Consider the following 22,431-nt stretch of genomic DNA (forward strand, 5'->3'; position numbering starts at 1 on the left):
CTTTACTTATACTAAAGCGCTTACTTACTCCCCCGCTTCCAGCTAAAGCCCCAATTAAAAGCCTTGTCCATTTCTTGATGACCTTTAAAGTATTGGTTGATACGCTCAACATTGATACTGCCTTGCTGATTGACTAAACGTGCAATGGCGCACATTGGTGAGTTATTTGAGCCTTCAGTTAATCTGGTCTCGATTGGCGGCTGATCAGGCACATGAATGGTTACGACCCCGTCTGTTTGTGCCCAGTTTGGCGCGCCCTCGTAAATGAAGGCAAAGATAAACACCTCTTCAATTTGAGCCCACTGCTGACCATTGATATCGAGCCACTCGCCGCCGCTGACTTGTCCGGTTCTATCATCAGCACGCAATAGGACATAAGGCGCAGACTGCAAACTACCAAAACGATTGCCCAAGGCTTGGATTAACGTTTTCTCACCGTTTTTGAGATGAATCATCGCGCCAACGTCAAGATCAATTCCACCTGATTTATGCTGCTTAAACAGATCACCCAGCAGCCCTTTTTTGGGCGCTTGCTTAGCGGTATCTGGGCGCTGATTCCAATTTAAGTTGACTGATATTTTGCCAAAATCGTCGCGTTTTTTTAGATTAATACTGGATTGATTCTTGGTTAAGGTGATTTTGCTAAGGTTAATTGAAGGACTAGCGGGAATCGGCGGCGGTGTACTGGTTTGAGTGCTACCTGCCTTTTGGGTGTTCATAGGCTTTTGGGTATTGATAGACTGGTTCTGGCTTTGTGCTTGCACAGGTGCATCATCGCTGATTTCAACGCCGAAATGCTCGGACAAAGGTTTTAGGCCGCCCTCAAATCCTTGAGCGATAAAGCGAAACTTCCAGCTGCCTTGACGACGATAACATTCTGCTAAGATAATCGCTTTTTCATTGCGACCGCTCGCGCTCAACTGACTCGTTAATAGCACTTGACTGCCTTGCAATACTTGGATGTCGACATCGCCGATCTGTGCCAAGGTTTGCGCACTTGAGAACGCCAGAGCAATCTTATCTATAGTTGCAGGCTGCGCTGGCAGATTAATATCAAAGAATCCATCGCTGTCGTGCCCTCGAAAGCTCACGCTACCATCATCGCTGCGGGTCTGCCCATAAAATATCATATCGCCATCGCCGCGCACCTTGCCCTCGCTCGTTAAGCGGTAAGCGGCGCAATCAATCGCGTTTTGACTCAAAATACGGATGCTAATATTATCAGTTGGCAGTGGCGCATTGGCACCAGCAACCAGTTGTTGGACTTGGGTTTGGCTCATGAATAATCCTTGATTGTCTATAATAGTGTAGTCTGATTGCCCTATAGTAGCATGGATGCCATCAGCTTTTTAATGCTCGATTATGGTATTTATAGCTTATGACAGTGTATATAATAATGCTGATATTCATCACCGATTCATTGGATTAATTATGCCCAGCGACACTCGTACTACTACAGATATAGCCAGTGTTTGGCTTGCAGAAGGACAGTCAAGCCAGCGCGATATGCTCGCAAGCTTGCAAGCTCTCAAAGCAACATCTAACACACCATTTCACGTAATCGCTTCACATCGTCATAATAGACCTGAGATATTTGAATGTGCAGATAGTATTTATCGAGAGCCCCATTTAAGTATCAGCGATGATGAGTCATTGACAGATAACCCTGTTGAAGCTGAGCCTACTATGCCGCGTTGGCAGTTTGTATTAGAGCAAGCCCAACAACAAAAGGTAAAGGTGCTCCTCACGGGTCGCAATGGTATCGATTATGAAGCGCACCGTGATACCTTTAGCGCTGCTGGTATTCGTCTATTGACGGGCGCAACGAGCGTTGACGCCTTAGAGTCTATCGATGATAAGTTTGCCTTTATGCAGCAATGTCATGCTCATAATATCCCCGTAGCAGACGCTTGGCGGTTTGATACTACCGCTGAGCTAAAAGCCCTTCTGGCCCAGCATAGTCATCAGCCGCTATGCGTAAAGCCAGTCACAGGTATCTTTGCCCAAGGATTTTGGCGGCTTGACTCTAGCAAAGCGTCAGATGAGGCCTACGATAGTTTTGAGCACTTGTACTTTACCGAAGCCAAAAAAATAAATACCCAGCAATTTATAAGTGCTTATACCAATAGTCAAATGGTAAAAGAGCGCCCTACTCCTATGCTGCTTATGCCTTTTTTACCAGGGCAAGAGTACTCTATCGACGTGGTCTGTGAGTATGGCGAAGTCTTGGCCGCAATCACCCGTCATAAGACGGGAAAAGTTCAGCACATTGGTTATGAGAAGCCGGTTATGGAGGTTGTCGTTCCGCTGATTAAAGCCTTTGGCTGCGACGGTATCGTCAGCGTACAGACCAAAGCTGATGATGAAGGCCTGCACCGCGTCCTTGAGATCAACTCGCGACCCTCAGGTGGTATCGGTTATACGGCTCATAGCGGCGTCGATCTGACGCAAGTGGGATTTGGTTATTGGCTTGGACTCACGGACAAGCCCAAACTTGAGGATATCGTCAAAGAAATCACACCTTGTCAGGTACGCTCGATTATGACCAGTGTGAAGATAGAAGAGCAAGCACTATAGTAAGGTCGTTTTTATTCTGGGTCATTACCTATAATAAGATGCGCCTTTATCATAGGTAATGATTTAATGGTTGTTGGCACGTAATTCAGGAAACCGCTTGATCATAACGATAACGAGTAGCAGCGCTAACACAGCAATAGCAGCGCCGACGTAACCCACGCTTGAGAGTGAGATATAGGTGACTGCGTAACCGCCTAGCAATGCACCCGTACCTATCCCTAAGTTGATGATGCCAGAGAACATCGCCATCACCATGTCTTGAGCGTTAATATCGATTTCTATCACTTTGGATTGGATGGTCAACATCAGCAGTATCATGGCGGTACCCCAAACTATGGTGACTATGCCAAATAACCATATCGACGTTGCCGTCCATGACATGAGTAGCATTGCGCCTATTATGAGCACCGTGGATGCTAGCATCATGGTCGTGCTCGATCTGTCACTCCAGCGACTAAATATATAACTGCCGATGAGTCCTGCGCCGCCAAATAATAATAAAATAAGCGTCACTAAGTTCTCACTCATCGCGCCGACCCGATTTAAAAAAGGTTCGATATAAGTATAAGCGGCATAATCTGCGGTAAAGATGATAAAGCAGAATAAATAAAGGCTGACCAACAAAGGATTATTAAGCAGTTCTGGAATTTTTCTAAAGGAGCCGTTAAACATACTGGGCAATGTGGGCAGCAGCTTTGCTTGTAGCACAAACACGATAAAAGCGATGATTCCGATACCTGCAAAGGTGGTACGCCAGCCAAACCATTGACCTAATATACGCCCTATAGGCACGCCTAATACCAGCGCTAAAGACGTCCCTGTAGCCAATATACTAAGCGCTAATGCTCGCTTGCCCTCAGGCGCTACTCGCAGCGTTATCGCTGCAGTGATGGACCAAAATATCGCGTGCGAAAAGGCAATCCCTACTCGGCTCACCAAGAGAACCTGAAAACTCCATGCAAATACAGATAAAGCATGACTGGCAATAAAGACTACAAATATAGCCAGTAGCAAGCGCTTACGCTCAAACCTACTGGTCAATAGCATCAGAGGCAATGACATAAGAGCGACGACCCAAGCGTACAGCGTCAACATCCAGCCAGTCTCAGCGGCTGTAATCGAAAAGTCTTTGGCGATATCGCTGAGCAGTGCTACAGGGACAAATTCTGTAGTATTAATCACAAAAGCGCTGACACCCATCAAGATCACTCGAAAGTACTGCGTGCGGCGAGATACTGAATCCACCTCAAAGTTATTTTCCATATCACTGACTACTATAAAAAAGTGCTCAGATAGCACGGCTGACCCAAGAATGAGTGCTAGGACCTAGGAAATATGAGTAAAGAGTAATGCTCACCAATTTGCAGTAATATAGCTCTACTTTTAAATCCAGTTTCGTTCAGCGGCATATTCTAGTACATTGTTTTTTAATTATCTATCAGACTTATGTTCACGGTAATTGATTAAGTTCATCAAAATATCTTTGCCCTCCAATTCTCTGCAAAAACCGTTAGAATAGATACGCTTATGCACAACATAACTGTATATTTATAAGGGTAAATTTAGGGACTAAGCCCATGACAAAAACTCAAGCAGAGGGTAAGCGATGAGCGCACAGACGACGCTAGTGTTAGGCGCAAATACGGTTATTGAGCAACCCAACTGCTTAGTCGCTTTTACAGCCAATAATTCGCTTACATTTGGTCAGCAGCTCGGTCTGCTTTGGTTGCCTTTAGATGACAGACGAAAAGCCGCTTGTAGTCCCGCCTATCTACATGCGTCCAAAGACTGGGCGCAGCTAGATGATGCTAACAACCCAAGCGCATGGCAACTTAATTTGCCAAAATTGTTTGAGACGCAAAACGTGAGCTACTTGCAACTCATTGCTTATACTTACTACGAGCCGAGTTTAGATTTACCAGCGGTTGAATTAGACACTATCAGTCTGACTTTGAATGATAGTGCTATTCATTATGAATTTGTAGCCAATGAGCGTCATGTCAAAGCCGCTATAATATTAGAGATTTATCAGCGTAATGGTCAGTTTAAGTGCAGGGCGCTGGGTGAGAGCTCAACCCAAGGGCTAACAAGCCTAGAGCAGCGCGTGCAGGTGAGCTTAGATACTCGCCTGCCAGATACTCATGCGCTCATTCAATCCGCGCAGCAGCAGCAACGAGACCAGCGCAATAATGAATCGCGCCCACCGCGTCATGTCACCCCTGGCGAGACGTGGACGGGTACAGCGTTCGCGATTGATTCCTATCATCTACTGACCTGCTATCATGTCATTGAGTCGGCAGCGATGATAGGTATCCGTCAGCAAGGGCAGCCTGACCGCGAGGCGCAAGTGGTGATGAGCGACATCGGTAGTGATTCAGCTATCATTAAAGTTTGCGAGCCACTACCGAGCCATCTACCACTTGCCCAGCAGTGCTCAGATATATTAGGCGAGACCATTACCACCTTAGGCTTTCCGCTATCAGGCGTCAGTAGTCAGTTGCAAGTGACCCAAGGTTGTATCTCGGGGTTGACAGGGTTTGGCGATGATATCCGCTATATGCAATTTACCGCGCCTATCCAACCTGGCTCTAGTGGTAGTCCCTTATTATTGCCAACAGGCGAGGTCATCGGTATGGTGACAGCCAGCCTCGTTCATGAACAGGCACAAAATATGAACTATGCAGTGAAATTTCAGTTATTATCTGCCCTGCTTGCCAGCGCTGGTATTAGTTTGAATAACTCACACTCTGTATCAACCTCAACGTTGAGCACACCACAACTAAGCAAACAAAGCCGCAGTGCGCTATGGCTGGTGGGTTGTCAGGGTTAAAATCCCTTTACACTTATATAAAATTATAACGTTACTAAATATCGAAAATTAGAAACACCAAGGAATATGAATGCCAAATCAGCAACACAGTACGAGCATCACCCTACCTCGCGGTACCTTGAATTTAACTTATCAAACCAATAGCGCACTAGATAATAATACCCCTTGTCAATTAGAAGACTTACTTGGGTTTGCGCAGCGTATCAATCCCAAACGTGCTTTTTTGTTTGTCTCAAAAGTCTTAGGTCGGCATATTCCTGTCGCGCCTAGTACCATGCGCACTGCTTTTACGCATTTGGCAAGTTTAGTGCCTAACGATCTGCCTGAACCCATTTTGGTCATAGGTATGGCGGAGACTGCCGTGGGATTGTCGGCAGGCGTTCATCAAGCGCTACAAACGCGCTATTCTAACGCGCTACTACTAAACTCTACGCGCCATGCCCAGCATAGCGATAATAATAAGGAGACTTTGCTGACGACGTTTAGCGAAGATCATAGTCACGCCAGCCAGCATCTCATTTATCAAAGCTCTGATAGAATCACTCAAGAGCAGCTACTCGCCAGCAAGACCTTGATTATGGTCGATGACGAAGCCTCAACGGGTAATACTTGCGTTAACGTGGTGACCGCTCTACGTCACTCTGGTCTAAGCCAGTTAGAACAAGTGCATCTAACGACTTTGGTGGATTGGTCACTCAATCAAGAGGCACCTGATGCTGATGACTACATCTCTACTCGTTTGCCTGATATCGACTTTCAGCGTCATCATCTATTGTCTGGGGCGTGGCAATGGACGGATGCACCCAATCCTGAACCTATCGTTATGCCTTCGGTAGATACCACAGAAGCAGGCTCGCAGCCGTTGGGTAATACTGGCAATTGGGGACGCTTTCCGACACTCGATAGTACCGATGGCTTTGCTGATTATCTTGCAGGGTTTCAGTCCTCATTTACCCGTTTTAGTGGACGAGCGACGTTTGATAAAGCACAGTTGCCTGCGCGGATTTTAGTACTCGGTAGTAATGAGTTTGTGTGGTTGCCGTTTTTATTGGCAGAATGGCTTGAGCAAAATACTGACTCACAGAATAAAGTGAAGTTTAGCGCCTTAACGCGCTCGCCTATCGCACTCGGTGGTGCGATTACTACCATGATCAGTTTTCATGACAATTATGGATTGGGCATGACTAATTTTGCTTATAATGTCGAGCCTAGCGATTGGGATTTGATTGTATTGTGCGTGGAAACGGCTGCTGATAGTGTGGATGATATGTGGCAAGGTTTAGATAATGTTTTGGTGGTAGGTTGTGATGATGGAAGTCTAGATTTAGCCTAGGGTGTGGTTAGCGAAGCGTAACCCACCGTTTAAACTTACGAAAAGGTGGGTTACGCGACCAGCTTTTTTAACTTTATACTTCATTAACGGACACTTTTATGACCACCCCTTTCTTCCAGACCAACCCCGAAATCATCAAACCCTACGCGCTCATGGATTTAGACGATACGCTATTTCAAACGCAGCGTAAGATCGACGCTTGGGACTTGCCAACGGCTAAATCTGAGAGCTTAGTCTGCGCCACGGTAAATAAACAAGGCGAGCCGTTAAGTTTTATGAGCCAGCGTCAAGCGAGCTTTTTTAATTGGCTCCTTGCGAGCACTGAATTGATAGTCGTCACTGCACGCGATCGAGACGAGATTAAACGCGTTAAACTGCCTTTTGACAGCTGGCAAGTGCTGACTCATGGCGCGATTGTTTTGACCAATGATGGTAAGCTTTTGAGCGCGTGGCAGCAGCATATGTATCAGCAGCTAAGTCCTTTGCAAGACAAGCTTCACCAGCTTAGCCAGCTATTTGCAACTCATAGCAAAAATGAGAACAGTCATCTGGTATTTACGCCGCATATCGACAGCTTTAGTACTGGTTCTAGTAACAAAGAATTAACCATCTATCTAGCGATAAAGCACGCAAAAAAAGACCATCAAGCGCTAAAAGAATTGGCTAAAAAATTGCCTACACTCATACGTGATTTTGAGCGACACTTTTATGTCCATGTGAACGCTAATAATCTTGCGATACTGCCACATGCGGTGCATAAGCGTCACGCGGTGCAGTTTTTATTAGACCAGCATTTAGATGTCAAACGTCCAAGTTTTGGTTTTGGTGATAGCTTAGCAGATTTACCCTTTCTACAATTGCTTGACTGGTACGGCATGCCCAATCATGGTCAAATGCATGACCATACTAGTCGCAAGTAAGTTTGATTTTAGAATATTAATAACAATCGCTTATACAAGTAAAACATCTTTATGACCCATCATAATATACAAAAATTAGATAAATACGGCTCAGGCAGCTACCTATCTTCTGACGTCACCGTACTGCTCGACATCGTCGATAAAGATGCGGTTGCCGATGTGCCTACTCAACAAAAAGAGGCGCTGATTCAAAGCGGGCAGCGTCATTATTCGGACATGTTGACCCTAGAGCAAGCACCAACGACGATGCACGAGCAATTATACCAGCAGGCATTAGCGCAAGGTACAGATAGAACAGCGACTGATATTGCTAATTTGGCTTATACATTGCACGATATCTTTGTGCAGACAGTCGATAATGAGCATCCGCTGGTACTGATCAGCTTAGTGCGGGCAGGTTTGCCGATTGGCGTGTTATTGCAGCGTGCCCTATCAGACGATAGCGATAGCGACTATAACTTGCCCAGTGTGCATTATGGCATTAGCATCATTCGTGATCGCGGCCTGGATCCTATCGCTATGCAGATGATATTAGATGCTCATCCAAACAGTCCTATCATATTTGTCGATGGCTGGACAGGCAAAGGCGCGATTTATCAGGAGTTGGCACGTAGCCTTCAGCCATTTAACGATAGCAGTCATCCTCATTTTGCTACTATTTTTCATCAAGGAAAAGACGTTATTCCCCTCCTGACACTCGCTGACCCAGCAGGTGTCGCTTGGCTTGCGGCGAGCGAGGAGGACTGGCTCATTCCATCAGGTCTACTAAATAGTACGGTGTCAGGACTGATATCGCGTAGCCTGTATACCGAGCCACAATCGGGACTACATCGCAGTGTATTTTATGATAACTTAGTAGAGGTAGATCATAGCTTAGCCTTCGTCGATCATAGTGATGCCGCGCGCCGCGCCTTGACGAAGCCCTTGCAACGTTTGCCAACTTTTAAGCAGCCACGCTACCAGACTGCTCGGCTTATAGATAAAATAGCGGCGGATTATCATATTACTAATCGCAATCGTATCAAACCGACCATTGCCGAAGCGACGCGAGCGATATTACGCCGTGATCCTGAGCGCATTTTGCTGGCGAGCACCGATCATCGGGATACGGTATTATTAAGGCATTTATGCGACGATCGCGATATCACTATTAACGTCTTAGGTGATAAAATATTGCCTTATCAAGCCATTACTTTGATCAAGCAGCGTAGCTAAAAAGATTAGCATTTAACGACCTAGTCCTTGATAAATCCTGTCTATTAAAATTTTATACTCACTTATTTATGATGCCTACTATGTCAGATACGTCAAACAACGAATCAAATATTTATAGCCATACTCAGTCCTATACGCATCTGATCACTGAGCGTCACGATATGATTAAGCCGATCACTTACCATCCTTATCAGTTAGGTGCTAGCCTATATATGCCAGCCACTCGTGAGGATATTTGGCAAGTGATTAAGCGCGATAAGTTACCGACGATTAACAGTATTATTATCTGCCTTGAGGATGCGGTCAGCCACAATGATGTCGAGCTGGCACTTGAGCGTTTGCAGACTCTGCTAAGTACTTGGTCAGCGCATAAAGATACCATTAATAAGCCATCAAATAATACTCAGGCAAAAATTCAAGGCCAGCCAACGCGCCCGCTAGTATTTGTGCGTCCACGTAATCCGATGATGCTACAGCAGTTAGCAGATTATCCTCATATCGATCTGCTCGACGGTTTTGTCATGCCCAAAGTCGATATGTGTAGCTTGTCCAATTGGCGTATGGCCTGTCAGAACTTAAGTGACGATCAGCTGTTGATGCCAACGCTTGAGACTGCTGCGCTGTTTAATCCGCACCATAATCAAGAGCTGGCTATCGGCTTTAAAGAAGCCTTTAGTCAGCCAGTCTTTGCCCTACGTATCGGTGGCAATGACTTGTTTGCCACCTTGCGCCTGCGCCGCCCCAAAAACAGTATCGTCTATGACACGCCTATAGGTACTTTGGCCTATCAGCTGCTGGGCTGCTTTGTGCCGCATGGCTTTTATCTGTCTGCCCCTGTCTTTGAATATCTCGATCAGCCGATGCTGTTTATGCAAGAGCTTGGACGCGATGTTAGTTTGGGTTTGGTAGGCAAAACCGTCATTCACCCCAGCCAAATTGCCTTAGTGCAGCAGGCTTATTGTGTGCCGATAAATATGCTTGATGAGGCGCAAGCTATCCTCCATACTGAGGCAAAAGCGGTGTTTAAATTTAACAATACCATGTTAGAGCCTGCGACTCACCGCGCTTGGGCGACTGAGATCGTCAATCGCGCCGAAGTGTTTGGGACAATTAATAACAACAGCAATGAATTTAATTCAAGAATGTAAGTTAGATTTACCAAGTCTTGTATTGTATTACTTTGATAAGCTCGGTAAGATGCTTTGTATTGGTATAGATTGATTAAAACCTTTATCCTAAAAGTTATTATATAAAATATCAAAACGTTATTCACAGGGGCGCCGTTAGGCTGAGATGTACCCTTAGAACCTGATCCAGATCATACTGGCGTAGGGAGTGTATAGCCGTCACCGTATCCACTCGTGATGCTATGTGTTTTCTCGCCTGCCATTTTTAGTTATGGAGAGAAAATGCATCCTCAATCGATTCATTCTTGCTTTACCTCATTTCGTACTCAAGCGCCTTTAGTACACAACATCACTAACTTTGTCGCTATGAGCACCGCAGCCAATGTTTTACTAGCCGCTGGTGCCTCGCCTGCTATGGTACATGCCCAAACAGAAGCACCAGAGTTCGTGCGCTTATCTCATGCGCTCACCATCAATATTGGCACGTTATCGCCAGACTGGCTTGATAGCATGCTGACAACCGCACAAGTCGCTCATGAGCAAAATATCCCTTGGGTCTTAGACCCTGTAGCAGTCGGCGCTACCGCTTACCGCTTGCAAAGCTGTGAGCGCTTATTAGCGTTCAAGCCTGATGTCATCCGTGGTAATGCCTCTGAGATTTTGGCACTAGCGGGTATGAGTAGTCAAAGCCGTGGTCCTGATAGTGGCGATACCGTTGAGGCAGCCAAAGTTGCCGCCGAAGCTCTCACCAAACATGCCAAAGTCGTCGTCGTCACAGGCGAGGTCGATTGGGTCACTGATGGCACGCAGCAATGGAGCGTACATCATGGCGTACCTATGATGACTCGTGTGACCGCGATTGGCTGTGCACTGACGGCTTTAATCGGCGGCTTTATCGGTAGTAACCGCGATAATCTGACAGGCGCTGTCATCAGTGCACTCTGCTATTACGGACAAGCAGGTGAGCTGGCAGACAAGGCAGCCAAAGGTCCTGGTAGCTTCTACGTTGAATTCTTGGACGCCCTTTATCACTTAGACGCCGATCAAGTCTCTAACAATGCCAAGGTGACCATTATATGAATACCTCTACCCCAAAAACCACGCACAAATCTAGCGAGGCACTGAGCTTGTACTTAGTTACCGATAGCGCCATGTGCACGGAGCGCGGTTTGATTGATACCGTTTGCGCAGCGATTGACGGCGGCGTCACGATGGTACAACTGCGCGATAAACACGCTAGCGATGATGAGTTGTACCAGATAGCCTGCGCGCTCAAAGAAGCCATCGCTGGACGCGTGCCACTCGTGATGAATGATCGCGTTGCTATTGCCAAAAAAGCCCAGCTTGACGGCGTACATCTTGGTCAAGGCGATATGGCAATCGATGCAGCGCGAGCTATTTTAGGCGCGGACGTTTGGCTGGGACTGTCGATTAATACTCTCAATGAGCTACAAGTAGCGCACGCCAAGCATCTCTCGCAACTGGACTATGTCGGTATCGGTCCTGTCTTTGCCACTCAAACCAAACTTAATCACGCGCCGCCTATCGGTATAGAAGGCTTGAGAACTCTGGTCGCACAGAGTCAATTGCCTAGCGTGGCTATCGGCGGTATCGGTCAAGACAATGCAGCTGATGTTTATACCACAGGCTGTGATGGTATCGCTGTAGTGTCAGCAGTTTGCGCCGCTCTCGATCCAAAAATCGCCGCCAAAACCTTGTTAGGAGCAAAACAATGATCGCCAATATTTTAACGATTGCGGGTACTGACTGTACTGGCGGCGCGGGTATTCAAGCTGATATTAAAGCCATTAGCGCCAATGGCGGCTATGCGATGAGCGTGATCACCGCCGTCGTCGCGCAAAACACCCAAGGCGTCCAGCAAATCCAGATGCTACCTACCCAGATGGTACGCGCGCAAATTGACTCGGTGTTTAGTGATGTGCGCGTCGATGCGGTCAAGATCGGTATGCTGGGCAGCGCTGACATGATTCACTGCGTGGTTAAGGCCTTAGCGAAATATCAACCTAAAAAGGTGGTACTAGACCCCGTCATGGTTGCCAAAAGTGGTGACCGCCTGCTTGACGCAGATGCACTGTCAGCGATGCGCAAACTGCTACCCCAAGTCGGACTCATTACGCCCAACCTACCAGAAGCGGCAGATCTGCTTGGTGAAGATGAAGCCAAAAATCGTGACGAGATGCTAGCGCAAGCCAAACAGCTAGCAGTACCGACGTTTTTGAAGGGTGGACATCTACAGCAAGACGATTCGCCAGATTTGCTGTACGTCGACGGCGTGCATCAATGGTTTGAAAGCGTGCGTGTCAATACCAAAAACAGTCACGGTACAGGCTGCACGTTGTCAGCCGCGATTGCGACCAATTGGGGGCGCGGCGAGCCATTAGATATTGCCTGCGCAAAAGCAAAAACCTATTTAACTGGCGCGCTACAACACGCAGACAAGCTTGAGGTGGGGCAAGGTCAAGGGCCTGTGCATCATTTTTATGAGTTTTATTAAGTTTAAAACATTCAATAACTAAGCTGGTTTAAAGAGTACTTATTATGGTTAAAAATGGATTACCAGCACCTTACGTTATGCTTTTATTAGCGCCCCTACTTTGGGCGACAAGCAACGTGACAGGCAAGCTTGGCAAAGGCTGGCTAACCCCGTATGAGATGACGTTTTTTCGCTGGTTTATTGCCACCCTTATCTTGACGTTTTTTGCTCGCAAGCTTATTGAAAAAGATTGGGCGGTGATTAAGCAGCATTGGCTGTGGTTGTTTATCGTTGGCGGGGGTGGTTTTGCTTTATTTAATATTGTTCTATATAGCGCATTCTCAATGGGAGCATCCGTCGTCAACGTGTCTATTATTACGGCACTAATACCTTTTGGAGTGATTTGTTTTAGCGCTTTTATTTACAAGGATAATCCGCACCTATTGCAGTGGCTAGGCATTGGGATTGCTTTTATCGGTGTGATTTGGATTTTGACAGGGGGACAGCCTTTTATATTATCGCAATATAACTTTGCGCTTGGCGACTCTTTGGCTTTAGTGACCACAGGTATTTATATTGCCTACTCTATTGCACTACGTCATGCACCCAAGATTCATTGGGCAAGTCTCATGTGGGCGATGAGTTTGGCAGGTTTAGTGGTTGCGACGCCGTTTTATGGTTATGATTTGGCACAAAACGGTATTCACTTTCCAGATTGGCGTGGCTGGCTCATGTTGCTTTATATTGCGATATTCATCTCCATTATCTCTAAGCTGTTTTATATGGAGAGCGTCATTCAGATTGGCGCTAATCGGGCGTCATTGGCTATGAACCTACTACCTGTGTTTGGTGCGGTAATGGGGGTAATGTTCTTTAAAGACGAGATGATGACCATGAATCATATTATCGCGCTTGCGCTGGTTATGATAGGTATCATCAGCTCAGAGTATGGGGCTGCGCTAAAACGACAACCCCATATGCAGCTGGCAAGTACTAAAAATTAGCTAAGATGACTGATACTAGGACTGACGAGTACTAAGACTGGCGGGCTAAAAATTTGCTCATCACTTTATTGACGGCATCAGGCGCCTCTACCGTTGAGGTATGTCCTGAGCCTTTAATGACCGCAAGCTTAGAGCCTTCGATAGCAAAGTGCATACGCTCAGCCTTGCTATAAGGCGTTGCCACATCCTCGTCACCCACAATGATGAGCGTCGGTGTGGTAATGCTGCCGAGCTGATCATAGATGCCTTGACGCTCAATTACTCCAGTTGTTGCCTTGACGACGCCGCTCTTACGATTACTCTGTAGCATGGACAGCCACTCTTTGCGGGCAGTTTTTTGTGCTTTGTCGTTCAAAAAGGTCGTGCCAAACATAATCGGCATGACCTTTTTGCTCACCCGTTTCATTCCCAAAAAGCGAATTGCAGTCACAAGCTTCTTGTAGCCAGGAATATTGTCCGGATCCTCAGCATCAGCAGAGGTATCTATTAGCGTCAGCGTATTTAATAGATCAGGGCGCTTAATAGCGACGCGCTGCCCGACAAAACCACCCATTGATAGTCCAACATAGTGGCAGCTATCGACATTTAGTATATTGAGTAGCTCAATTGCATCACCTGCCAGCGTGTCCATATCATAGCCGTCTTTGGTAATCTGTGACTGCCCTTGCCCGCGAAAGTCAAAAGCGATACAGCGATAATCGTCTTTAAAATGCTCTACTTGATTTTCAAACAAACGCGTATTCCATAGCAGTCCGTGAGCAAAGAGCATAACAGGCTTTTGCTGATCATCTGGCGCGCTGTCTTCATAATATATATTGGTATTATTGATCTTGATAAATGGCATAACGACTTCCTTGTGTTGGTATTAGTGTTCAGGTATCCGTATTTGGATACGGTTAAAGCGACTTGACCAAAGCAACTTGGTATCCTGTATTAGGATAAGTCACAAAGACCCGCTTTTACAGTAGTATTTTTGCACGAGTCGTTTTAATGTCTTATAGTGGCGTTAAAGTGCATAGAATGGGGTTTATCCTTATCATAAACTGCTATAGTATTTGGTCACTCCCAACCTTTTAAAGGATATAACATGTCTCAGGCTCTCGTCGACTATCAAAGCGACAATCATATCGCTACTATCACCATGAACGATCCCAAAACACTCAATGCTTTTAGTACGCCGCTCAAGCAAGCAATGCTAGAGTCTCTTGAAAAAGCGGACCAAGATGATGAGGTACGCGTTATTGTCTTGCAAGGCGCAAATAATAACTTCTCTAGTGGCGGTCACATAGGAGAGATGCTTGAGAATGGTATGGAGTCCGAAGCGCTGGTCGCCAAACTTGATTTTATGCTGCGCGAAGTCGCCGAAGTCAGCCTAAAACTGCGTAATATTCATAAACCTATCATTGCAAAGCTAGAAGGTGCAGTCGCTGGAGCAGGTATGAATCTAGCGCTCACTTGTGACTTTCGTATTGCTAGTGATAATGCAAAATTCGTGCAAGCCTTTGTCAATATTGGTCTGATTCCAGATGCAGGCGGTATTTATCTATTAAATCAATTAATCGGCGCTGCCAAAACCACTGAGCTGGTCATGCTTGGTGATAAGTTAAAGGCAGAAGATGTCGCACGCCTAAATCTAGTCAATAAAGTCGTCAGCGCTGAGGAGCTAGATAGCGAGGTTATGGCATTAGCCACACGTTTGAGTCAACTACCAGGCAAGGCTCTTGCCTCTATGAAGCATATGCTAAATGTCCATGCTTACTCTGGACTCAATGAAGCACTCGATATGGAAGTCGAACAGCAAAACTTAATGGCAGTGACCGATGACTTTAAAGAAGGTATTAGCGCTTTTATGGAGAAGCGTAAGCCAGTTTATCAGGGTAAGTAAGTCCTAAAAATACCCTTTATTTTGGCAAAAGTTTATTAATAAAGGGTTTTTAGGTTCTTAATAGTTAAACACTATATTTTGATTTTAAATGATATGTTTTGGCTGTATTTTTAATATTATCTAAAATTAAATAATAATCTCAAGCTTACTTTGCTGGCGGACCCCATTGATTGGTTTCACGCTTAGTATCGCTAGCCATAAACACTAGCAATATGATAGAGCCTATTAGCGGCACAATGGATATCAAAAACCACCATCCTGAGCGATTAGTATCGTGAAGGCGGCGTATAGAAACAGCAATGCCAGGTAAGAATAGCCCAAGCACAACTATAATATAAAACAGCCCAGTTTCCGAGCTAAATATAATTGCATCGAGCACCATCGCTGCGATGATCAAGCCCATTTGCACTAAGAAGAAATACCAATATTCTTTACGGCGAGCGCGATCAGAGAAGTTAACATAGTTTCTCAAGCCTTTTTTAAACCAATCAATAATCCCGTAGTTTGCTTCTGCAGCATGATTATTATTGACAGTATTCTGTGGTAAGGGTGGCGGCGTCGCTTTATCAAGCATATTTTTAATTTCCATAGTGATAATCAGTTAGAACAAAGTTGCTCACTAAAAATAAGCGAACGCTTTTGATTATAATCACTCAATAAAAGTTTGCAAACTTTATTTATATTTTGTTTTGTCATAACATAAAAAACCCCGTATCACTTAGATACGGGGTTTATTTTTATCTAACTAATTAGCTTGAAAGCAAATACTAGGTCAACTGAGCAACGTTAATTTTATCCGCTTCTTCAGTGTACTCTTCCATACGGTCAAAGTTCATGTACTGATACACTTCCTCGCCCATGCTGTTGAGCATGCCAGCGTATTGCTGGTACTCATCGTTAGTTGGCAATTTACCAAGTACCGCGGCTACTGCAGCAAGCTCTGCAGAGGCTAGGTATACATCAGCGCCTTGACCTAGACGGTTCGGGAAGTTACGGGTAGAAGTCGATACCGCAGTAGAGTTCGGTGCGATACGTGCTTGGTTACCCATACATAATGAACAGCCAGGCATTTCAGTACGAGCGCCAGCTTGAGCGTAGATGTTGTAGTACCCTTCTTCCATCAATTGACGCGCATCCATCTTAGTAGGTGGCGCAATCCATAAACGAGTCTTCAGGCTACCTGCTGGTACGTCTTGTAGCAGTTTACCTGCTGCACGGAAGTGACCGATGTTGGTCATGCACGAGCCGATAAAGACTTCATCAATAGTATCACCAGCGACGTCAGCCAAGGTTTTTGCATCGTCTGGATCATTCGGACAGCAAAGAATCGGCTCTTTAATCGTGCTCATATCGATGGTCATATCGATAGCGTATTCTGCATCTTCGTCAGCACGCATTAGGCTTGGGTTGGCGAGCCACTCTTGCATTTGCTCGATACGACGGCTGATAGTACGCGCATCGCCATAGCCTTCACTAATCATCCACTTAAGCAGCGTGATGTTTGAGTTCAAGTACTCAGTCACTGACTCTTCAGATAAGGTGATAGTACAACCAGCAGCACTACGCTCAGCTGAGGCATCAGATAGCTCAAATGCTTGCTCAGCCGTTAGGTCTTCTAAACCTTCAATTTCAAGGATACGGCCGTTAAACTCGTTGATTTTGCCTTTCTTATCGACAGTCAAGTAACCTTCTTTAATCGCTTGATAAGGAATCGCATGGACTAAGTCACGTAGCGTGATACCAGGCTGACGTTCGCCAACGAAGCGGACACGGACAGACTCAGGCATATCAAGTGGCATAACACCAGTCGCTGCTGCGAATGCGACCAGACCAGAACCAGCTGGGAACGAGATACCCATTGGGAAACGAGTATGCGAGTCACCACCAGTACCAACGGTATCTGGAAGTAGCATACGGTTAAGCCACGAGTGAATGATGCCATCGCCCGGACGTAAGCTGACGCCGCCGCGGTTCATGATGAAGTCAGGTAGTGTGTGCTGAGTCTCAACGTCAACTGGCTTTGGATAAGCAGCCGTATGACAGAATGACTGCATAACTAGGTCTGCTTGGAAGCCCAAACATGCCAAATCTTTTAGCTCATCACGAGTCATTGGACCCGTAGTATCCTGACTACCAACTGTAGTCATCTTAGGCTCACAGTACATACCTGGACGTACGCCTTGCAGGCCGCAAGCTTTACCAACCATTTTTTGTGCAAGGGTAAAGCCTTTACCAGTATCAGCCGGCTCTTCTGGCTTAGCAAATACGTCTGAATGACCAAGACCCATGTACTCACGAGCACGATTAGTCAAACCACGACCAACGATTAATGGAATACGGCCACCAGCACGAACTTCATCAAGCAAGGTCGGTGAATTTAGCTTGAACGTTGACAATACTTCATCAGAGTCATGCTTAGTGATTTTGCCTTCGTACGGATAGATGTCAAACACATCACCCATGTTTAGGTTATCAACCGCTACTTTTTCGATTGGTAATGCGCCAGAATCTTCCATAGTATTAAAGAAGATAGGAGCGATGTTGTTACCTAGTACCAGGCCGCCACCACGTTTGTTTGGCACGTTAGGAATATCTTCACCCATCAGCCACAGTACTGAGTTGGTCGCAGACTTACGGCTAGAACCCGTACCAACGACGTCACCAACATAAGCGAGTGGATGGCCTTTTTCTTTTAGCGCTTCGATCTGCTTCATTGGACCGACAACGCCCTCTTCGTCAGCAGTGATGCCGTCGCGAGAGTTTTTGTGCATGGCTAATGAATGCAATGGGATGTCAGGACGGCTCCACGCATCTTGCGCTGGTGACAAGTCATCGGTGTTGGTTTCGCCAGTCACTTTAAACGTTGTGTAAGTCGATTTCTGTGGTACCTCGGCACGGCCCGTGAACCATTCGGCATCGGCCCAAGACTGTACCACTTCTTTAGCAATTGAATTGCCTGCTTCGGCTTTTTCAGTGACGTCATTAAAGGCATCAAACACTAGCAAAGTTTTCTTGAGTGCTTCGGCAGCGTCTTGAGCAACCTCTTTATCATCTAGTGCCGCAACTAATGGCTGTACGTTGTAGCCACCTTGCATAGTGCCTAGGATTTCAACGGCTTTTTGCTTACTGATAAGTGGTGATGATGCTTCACCTTTTAAGATAGCAGCTAAAAATGCAGCTTTTACGTAGGCCGCTTGGTCAACGCCAGCTGGGATACGGTTCTCTAACAAGTTCATTAGGAACTCATCTTCGCCTGCTGGTGGGTTTTTTAGAATCTCTACCAATTGAGCAACTTGTTTTTCGCTAAGCGGTAGTGGTACCGTTCCTAGCTCAGCACGCTCTGCGACATGTTTACGATAAGCTTCTAACATATAGGTCTTCCTTGTCAGTTGGAGTGAGCACACGGCGTGGGTAGTCAGTGTGACTGCCTGCATTCGTGTGCAATTTTGGATAAGGGTGATTTTGAGTGACTATATTATTGAATAATAAGCGGAGTAATTATTCCTGCTAATATAGCCTAAAACGACTAAAAAGTTAATGGCTCAGCCAACAAAAGACCTCATACGATAGCGATATTGAACATTTATTATAAAAATGGTCTCATCATTGAACGAATTGAACCTGTATTAAACAGATTTTAGTTATTTGTTATACTGTTTTTAAATAGTTAAGCGCTTATATATTTAGAAGTTTACTTCGACATCTAGAGCAAATCGAAACTTTACCGCTGCAATAGGACAAATCATGAACAACAACGATAAGTCAGATAATTATAACAATGGTCTCAAAGTACGTACTGAAGTCATGGGAGAGGCGCATGTCAAGCGCTCGTTAGAAGCGGCGACAGATTTTACCCAGCCGCTACAGGACTGGATCGTCGAGCACGCTTGGGGTACAACGTGGCAAGATGAGTCCGTCCTACCTCGCAAATACCGCTCACTCATTACGATAGGTTTTTTGATTGCACAAAAAAGCCCAAACGAGCTAAAAGGTCATATCCGCGGCGCGATTAATAACGGCGCAAGTGTTGCTGAGATTCAAGAAGTGCTCATGCACAGTCTGCCTTACTGCGGCGCGCCCGCCACCCAAGAAGCCTTTCGCGCGGCTATTGAAGTATTTAGCGATTTGGGCATAGATATCGATAATTTAAACCACAACAAGCTATAGAGTAAAGGGTTGAATAATAAAACCTGAGCGCAATATCTGCTATAATAAAGGCACTTACAAAGCATGCCGATAATTCCATAAACCCTTATCCTATCAAGGGTTAAGAGATCATTGATTATGACAAATGCCGTTCAAAGTTATGTCCCTGCTGCCAAAGCCAAACCCAAAAAAGCGGTGCAAGGCGAAAAATTGCGTGGCTACGATAAAGTTGCCCGTATCCCAATTAAAGTAATCCCGACAGTCGAGGCCAAAAAAAAGCCAGATTGGATTCGGGTTAAGATGTCGTCACCTAGCGAGGTGGCACGTATCAAAGCCACACTGCGCGAGCAAAAGCTTTATACCGTCTGTGAAGAAGCTGCTTGCCCTAACCTACCCCAGTGCTTCGCTGATGGTACGGCGACCTTTATGATTATGGGTGATATCTGTACCCGTCGCTGCCCATTCTGCGACGTCGGACACGGTCGTCCGAACGAGCTAGATAAAGACGAGCCGCGTCATACCGCTGAGACGATTTTAGGCCTAGGTCTTAAATATGCGGTCATTACCTCTGTCGATCGTGATGATCTCAAAGATGGCGGCGCGGCGCATTTCGTTGAAGTGCTCAATGAATCAAGAGCGCTTAGCCCGAATTGCTTAATTGAAATACTCGTACCAGATTTCCGTGGTCGCATGGAAGTGGCTTTAGATTTGTTGACACAAACACCGCCAGATGTCTTTAACCACAACATCGAAACCGTGCCCCGTCTATACAAAGCCTTCCGTCCCGGTTCTGACTATCAGCATTCACTAGACTTGCTCAAGCTTTATAAAGAGCGTCGCCCTGATATCGCTACCAAGTGCGGGTTTATGGTTGGTCTTGGTGAGACTGAAGAAGAGATTTATGCCCTACTCGATGACCTAAAAGCACACGACGTCGATATGATTACTATTGGTCAATATCTGCAACCTAGTAAAAACCATGCACCAGTTGATCGTTATGTGCATCCAGACGAGTTTCAGCGCTATATGGACTATGGCAAAAAAATTGGCTTCTTTAGTATCTGGGCCGGTCCCATGGTACGCTCAAGCTACTTTGCCGATCGTCAATATTATGGTGAGGATTGTCCAGCACCAATTCGTAGCAAAAAAGCGCTTGAGGCTGAGGGTAAATTGGGCTGCTAGCTAGTAATCAGATAAGCTAGTGATTAAAAGAGATCTACTTAGGTCTCTTTTTTTATTGTCAAAGCGCTTTTACCACCTTTGTGCAAAGCAGCTACATTCACAGGCCATAATAGTGTTATATTTTGAAGCAATAATAAACTGCCTACCGAAAAAGGATTATCTTATGAGCCAAGCATTTACACCGCAACAAGGCTCTTGCTCTTGTTATAGTAATACTTATACGATAAATTATGCTCCTATCGGCCGCTTTATCTGTCATTGCACCATTTGCCAAGAATATACGGGTAAAGCATACAATGATGTGACAGTCTTATTTAAGTCAGATCTAAGCGAATTAGATATTAACAAAACCCGTTTTCGCCGTTGGAAATTACCGCCAAATATCAACCGTGGACTTTGCAAACGCTGTCATAAACCAAGTGTTGAGAAGGCGATGGGCGGCGCGCTTATGCTAGTGCCAACCGACAACTATCCTAATGTCGATGCCCTGCCTGATCCGACGATGCATCTATTCTATGATAGCCGAGTAGAAGATATAGAAGACGATTTACCCAAGTACAAAGGCTTTGCACAAAGTCAGACGATGATTGTTAAAGCACTGGCTCAGGGTGTGTTTCAGAGAGTTACTAAACGCTAGCAGTATCTGTTCAAAAATTAGTTATCTGTCTTATTGAGTTTTTTAGCTAAATACTTATTGTTAAACATCTGGAAACGTTCTATGACTTCAACAGAAGAAGACACTGTAAAACACTTGGCTGACATCGCTATCATTGGCGGCAGCGGTCTATATCAAATGGCAGACTTGACTAACCAGCGTAGCGTCAGCATCTCGACGCCTTATGGTAAGCCATCCGATAATATTGTCTTAGGTGAATTAAATGGCGTGACCGTTGCTTTTTTGACACGTCATGGTCAAGGGCATAAGTTTACACCGTCAAAAGTGCCTTATCGCGCTAATATCTATGCGCTGAAGACTTTAGGGGTACGCTATATAATGTCAGTATCAGCGGTCGGCTCATTGCAAGAAGAGCTTAAACCGTTAGATATGGTCGTCCCTGATCAGATGATCGATATGACTAAGCATCGTGCTAGTACTTATTTTGGTACAGGCGCAGTCGCTCACGTTTCGATGGCTGATCCTTTATGTACCAAAGTTGCTGATATTTTGACTCGTGCTTACGCTCAAGCGCAAATATCTGAGGGTGAGTGTCATCCAAAGGCGACTTACGTTTGTATCGAAGGGCCACAATTTTCTACTCGTGCTGAGTCGCAGTGGTATCGCCAAATGAACGCTGATATTATCGGTATGACTAACATGCCAGAAGCTAAGCTGGCGCGTGAAGCTAGCATCGCTTATGCCACGCTTGCGCTAGTCACCGATTTTGACTCTTGGCACCCTTTTGAGGCAGACGTTAGTGCTGATTATGCGATTCAGAACCTGATGAAAAACGCGGATAATGCGCAGCAAGTTATCAAAGAGGCCGTCACCCTACTCGCAAGCGAGCAGCCTGACTCTATTGCTCATAATGCGCTAGCACAAGCACTAGTGACGCCAGTAGACGCTATGAGCGATGAGGTAAAAGCAAAGATTAGCGCGCTATTGCCTAAATAGTATCAATCGCTATTGCGTAAAAAAGCCATCAAATTATTTGATGGCTTTTGCATTTCAAATCATCAGAAATTAATCGTTATTTAGCTTATATAGTCGAATCCAAATA

At 45.6% G+C, this 22,431-nt stretch carries 20 protein-coding genes and 1 riboswitch; of the genes, 15 read left to right on the forward strand and 5 right to left on the reverse strand.

The annotated features are described in order from the left end of the window. Window positions 1–20 precede the first annotated feature (20 nt). The gene (locus tag ACR64J_RS08555) at window positions 21–1,280 is read right to left on the reverse strand and encodes a TerD family protein (protein ID WP_435949276.1); all 1,260 of its coding nucleotides are present in this window, start codon (window positions 1,278–1,280) and stop codon (window positions 21–23) included. Between the two features lie 151 nt (window positions 1,281–1,431). Here ACR64J_RS08555 and ACR64J_RS08560 point away from each other — a divergent pair, with 151 nt between their 5' ends. Then, the gene (locus tag ACR64J_RS08560) at window positions 1,432–2,577 is read left to right on the forward strand and encodes an ATP-grasp domain-containing protein (RefSeq protein WP_435949277.1); all 1,146 of its coding nucleotides are present in this window, start codon (window positions 1,432–1,434) and stop codon (window positions 2,575–2,577) included. 63 nt (window positions 2,578–2,640) lie between these two features. Here ACR64J_RS08560 and ACR64J_RS08565 read toward each other — a convergent pair whose 3' ends face one another. Continuing rightward, window positions 2,641–3,840, reverse strand: coding sequence for a sugar transporter (locus ACR64J_RS08565; RefSeq protein ID WP_435949278.1), 1,200 nt, complete (start codon window positions 3,838–3,840; stop codon window positions 2,641–2,643). A gap of 343 nt (window positions 3,841–4,183) precedes the next feature. Between ACR64J_RS08565 and ACR64J_RS08570 the strand changes: the two genes are divergently transcribed. The 9 genes from ACR64J_RS08570 (at window position 4,184) to ACR64J_RS08610 (ending at window position 13,500) form a co-directional block, all read left to right on the forward strand. Continuing rightward, window positions 4,184–5,407: a S1 family peptidase gene (locus ACR64J_RS08570; RefSeq protein ID WP_435949279.1), complete on the forward strand. Its 1,224-nt coding sequence runs from the start codon at window positions 4,184–4,186 to the stop codon at window positions 5,405–5,407. Window positions 5,408–5,477: 70 nt separating this feature from the next. Beyond that, on the forward strand, window positions 5,478–6,740 hold the full coding sequence (locus ACR64J_RS08575) for a phosphoribosyltransferase domain-containing protein (RefSeq protein WP_435949280.1): 1,263 nt from the start codon (window positions 5,478–5,480) through the stop codon (window positions 6,738–6,740). A 98-nt stretch (window positions 6,741–6,838) separates the two neighbouring features. After that, window positions 6,839–7,660 (forward strand): HAD hydrolase family protein, encoded by an 822-nt coding sequence (locus ACR64J_RS08580; protein ID WP_435949281.1) that lies wholly within the window; start codon window positions 6,839–6,841, stop codon window positions 7,658–7,660. 51 nt (window positions 7,661–7,711) lie between these two features. After that, window positions 7,712–8,875, forward strand: a complete 1,164-nt coding sequence (locus tag ACR64J_RS08585) for a cysteine protease StiP domain-containing protein (protein ID WP_435949282.1) — start codon at window positions 7,712–7,714, stop codon at window positions 8,873–8,875. A gap of 80 nt (window positions 8,876–8,955) precedes the next feature. Beyond that, entirely contained in the window at window positions 8,956–10,023 is a 1,068-nt protein-coding gene (locus tag ACR64J_RS08590) for an HpcH/HpaI aldolase/citrate lyase family protein (protein ID WP_435949283.1), read from the forward strand. Window positions 10,024–10,138: 115 nt separating this feature from the next. Then, window positions 10,139–10,227, forward strand: a riboswitch (TPP riboswitch). A gap of 57 nt (window positions 10,228–10,284) precedes the next feature. Next, window positions 10,285–11,082 (forward strand): hydroxyethylthiazole kinase, encoded by a 798-nt coding sequence (gene thiM / locus ACR64J_RS08595; RefSeq protein WP_435949284.1) that lies wholly within the window; start codon window positions 10,285–10,287, stop codon window positions 11,080–11,082. Further along, a complete protein-coding gene (gene thiE, locus ACR64J_RS08600; RefSeq protein ID WP_435949285.1) occupies window positions 11,079–11,738 on the forward strand; it encodes a thiamine phosphate synthase in 660 nt (219 codons plus the stop codon). Before thiM ends, thiE begins: the two co-directional genes overlap by 4 nt. Next, window positions 11,735–12,517, forward strand: coding sequence for a bifunctional hydroxymethylpyrimidine kinase/phosphomethylpyrimidine kinase (gene thiD, locus ACR64J_RS08605; protein WP_435949286.1), 783 nt, complete (start codon window positions 11,735–11,737; stop codon window positions 12,515–12,517). The genes thiE and thiD overlap by 4 nt, the downstream gene beginning before the upstream one ends. A gap of 44 nt (window positions 12,518–12,561) precedes the next feature. Next, window positions 12,562–13,500 carry a DMT family transporter gene (locus ACR64J_RS08610; RefSeq protein WP_435949287.1) on the forward strand — a complete coding sequence of 313 codons (939 nt, stop codon included), beginning with the start codon at window positions 12,562–12,564 and terminating at the stop codon, window positions 13,498–13,500. 31 nt (window positions 13,501–13,531) lie between these two features. Here ACR64J_RS08610 and ACR64J_RS08615 read toward each other — a convergent pair whose 3' ends face one another. Further along, the gene (locus ACR64J_RS08615; protein WP_435949288.1) at window positions 13,532–14,344 is read right to left on the reverse strand and encodes an alpha/beta fold hydrolase; all 813 of its coding nucleotides are present in this window, start codon (window positions 14,342–14,344) and stop codon (window positions 13,532–13,534) included. Between the two features lie 243 nt (window positions 14,345–14,587). On the opposite strand from ACR64J_RS08615, the gene ACR64J_RS08620 reads away from it, so the two are divergent. Continuing rightward, window positions 14,588–15,385: an enoyl-CoA hydratase/isomerase family protein gene (locus tag ACR64J_RS08620; protein WP_435949289.1), complete on the forward strand. Its 798-nt coding sequence runs from the start codon at window positions 14,588–14,590 to the stop codon at window positions 15,383–15,385. A gap of 145 nt (window positions 15,386–15,530) precedes the next feature. Here ACR64J_RS08620 and ACR64J_RS08625 read toward each other — a convergent pair whose 3' ends face one another. Both ACR64J_RS08625 and acnB read right to left on the reverse strand, forming a co-directional pair. Further along, on the reverse strand, window positions 15,531–15,974 hold the full coding sequence (locus ACR64J_RS08625; RefSeq protein WP_435949290.1) for a DUF805 domain-containing protein: 444 nt from the start codon (window positions 15,972–15,974) through the stop codon (window positions 15,531–15,533). A gap of 178 nt (window positions 15,975–16,152) precedes the next feature. Next, complete coding sequence (acnB, locus tag ACR64J_RS08630) at window positions 16,153–18,756, reverse strand: bifunctional aconitate hydratase 2/2-methylisocitrate dehydratase (RefSeq protein WP_435949291.1); 2,604 nt, start codon at window positions 18,754–18,756, stop codon at window positions 16,153–16,155. A 373-nt stretch (window positions 18,757–19,129) separates the two neighbouring features. Between acnB and ACR64J_RS08635 the strand changes: the two genes are divergently transcribed. The 4 genes from ACR64J_RS08635 (at window position 19,130) to mtnP (ending at window position 22,325) form a co-directional block, all read left to right on the forward strand. Then, entirely contained in the window at window positions 19,130–19,552 is a 423-nt protein-coding gene (locus ACR64J_RS08635) for a carboxymuconolactone decarboxylase family protein (RefSeq protein WP_435949292.1), read from the forward strand. Window positions 19,553–19,669: 117 nt separating this feature from the next. Next, window positions 19,670–20,713: a lipoyl synthase gene (gene lipA / locus ACR64J_RS08640; protein ID WP_435949293.1), complete on the forward strand. Its 1,044-nt coding sequence runs from the start codon at window positions 19,670–19,672 to the stop codon at window positions 20,711–20,713. Between the two features lie 163 nt (window positions 20,714–20,876). After that, entirely contained in the window at window positions 20,877–21,350 is a 474-nt protein-coding gene (locus ACR64J_RS08645; protein WP_435949294.1) for a GFA family protein, read from the forward strand. An 81-nt stretch (window positions 21,351–21,431) separates the two neighbouring features. Further along, window positions 21,432–22,325 (forward strand): S-methyl-5'-thioadenosine phosphorylase, encoded by an 894-nt coding sequence (gene mtnP / locus ACR64J_RS08650; protein WP_435949295.1) that lies wholly within the window; start codon window positions 21,432–21,434, stop codon window positions 22,323–22,325. Window positions 22,326–22,431 lie beyond the last annotated feature (106 nt).

It is taken from the genome of Psychrobacter sp. DM8 (assembly GCF_051307025.1).
In the GTDB taxonomy this organism is placed as follows: domain Bacteria; phylum Pseudomonadota; class Gammaproteobacteria; order Pseudomonadales; family Moraxellaceae; genus Psychrobacter.

What these genes read in the sequence shown, in the direction of transcription:
- ACR64J_RS08555 (WP_435949276.1), bottom strand. Translation starts at nt 1,280, where the DNA reads ATGAGCCAAACCCAAGTCCAACAACTGGTTGCTGGTGCCAATGCGCCA.
- ACR64J_RS08560 (WP_435949277.1), top strand. Translation starts at nt 1,432, where the DNA reads ATGCCCAGCGACACTCGTACTACTACAGATATAGCCAGTGTTTGGCTT.
- ACR64J_RS08565 (WP_435949278.1), bottom strand. Translation starts at nt 3,840, where the DNA reads ATGGAAAATAACTTTGAGGTGGATTCAGTATCTCGCCGCACGCAGTAC.
- ACR64J_RS08570 (WP_435949279.1), top strand. Translation starts at nt 4,184, where the DNA reads ATGAGCGCACAGACGACGCTAGTGTTAGGCGCAAATACGGTTATTGAG.
- ACR64J_RS08575 (WP_435949280.1), top strand. Translation starts at nt 5,478, where the DNA reads ATGCCAAATCAGCAACACAGTACGAGCATCACCCTACCTCGCGGTACC.
- ACR64J_RS08580 (WP_435949281.1), top strand. Translation starts at nt 6,839, where the DNA reads ATGACCACCCCTTTCTTCCAGACCAACCCCGAAATCATCAAACCCTAC.
- ACR64J_RS08585 (WP_435949282.1), top strand. Translation starts at nt 7,712, where the DNA reads ATGACCCATCATAATATACAAAAATTAGATAAATACGGCTCAGGCAGC.
- ACR64J_RS08590 (WP_435949283.1), top strand. Translation starts at nt 8,956, where the DNA reads ATGTCAGATACGTCAAACAACGAATCAAATATTTATAGCCATACTCAG.
- thiM (WP_435949284.1), top strand. Translation starts at nt 10,285, where the DNA reads ATGCATCCTCAATCGATTCATTCTTGCTTTACCTCATTTCGTACTCAA.
- thiE (WP_435949285.1), top strand. Translation starts at nt 11,079, where the DNA reads ATGAATACCTCTACCCCAAAAACCACGCACAAATCTAGCGAGGCACTG.
- thiD (WP_435949286.1), top strand. Translation starts at nt 11,735, where the DNA reads ATGATCGCCAATATTTTAACGATTGCGGGTACTGACTGTACTGGCGGC.
- ACR64J_RS08610 (WP_435949287.1), top strand. Translation starts at nt 12,562, where the DNA reads ATGGTTAAAAATGGATTACCAGCACCTTACGTTATGCTTTTATTAGCG.
- ACR64J_RS08615 (WP_435949288.1), bottom strand. Translation starts at nt 14,344, where the DNA reads ATGCCATTTATCAAGATCAATAATACCAATATATATTATGAAGACAGC.
- ACR64J_RS08620 (WP_435949289.1), top strand. Translation starts at nt 14,588, where the DNA reads ATGTCTCAGGCTCTCGTCGACTATCAAAGCGACAATCATATCGCTACT.
- ACR64J_RS08625 (WP_435949290.1), bottom strand. Translation starts at nt 15,974, where the DNA reads ATGGAAATTAAAAATATGCTTGATAAAGCGACGCCGCCACCCTTACCA.
- acnB (WP_435949291.1), bottom strand. Translation starts at nt 18,756, where the DNA reads ATGTTAGAAGCTTATCGTAAACATGTCGCAGAGCGTGCTGAGCTAGGA.
- ACR64J_RS08635 (WP_435949292.1), top strand. Translation starts at nt 19,130, where the DNA reads ATGAACAACAACGATAAGTCAGATAATTATAACAATGGTCTCAAAGTA.
- lipA (WP_435949293.1), top strand. Translation starts at nt 19,670, where the DNA reads ATGACAAATGCCGTTCAAAGTTATGTCCCTGCTGCCAAAGCCAAACCC.
- ACR64J_RS08645 (WP_435949294.1), top strand. Translation starts at nt 20,877, where the DNA reads ATGAGCCAAGCATTTACACCGCAACAAGGCTCTTGCTCTTGTTATAGT.
- mtnP (WP_435949295.1), top strand. Translation starts at nt 21,432, where the DNA reads ATGACTTCAACAGAAGAAGACACTGTAAAACACTTGGCTGACATCGCT.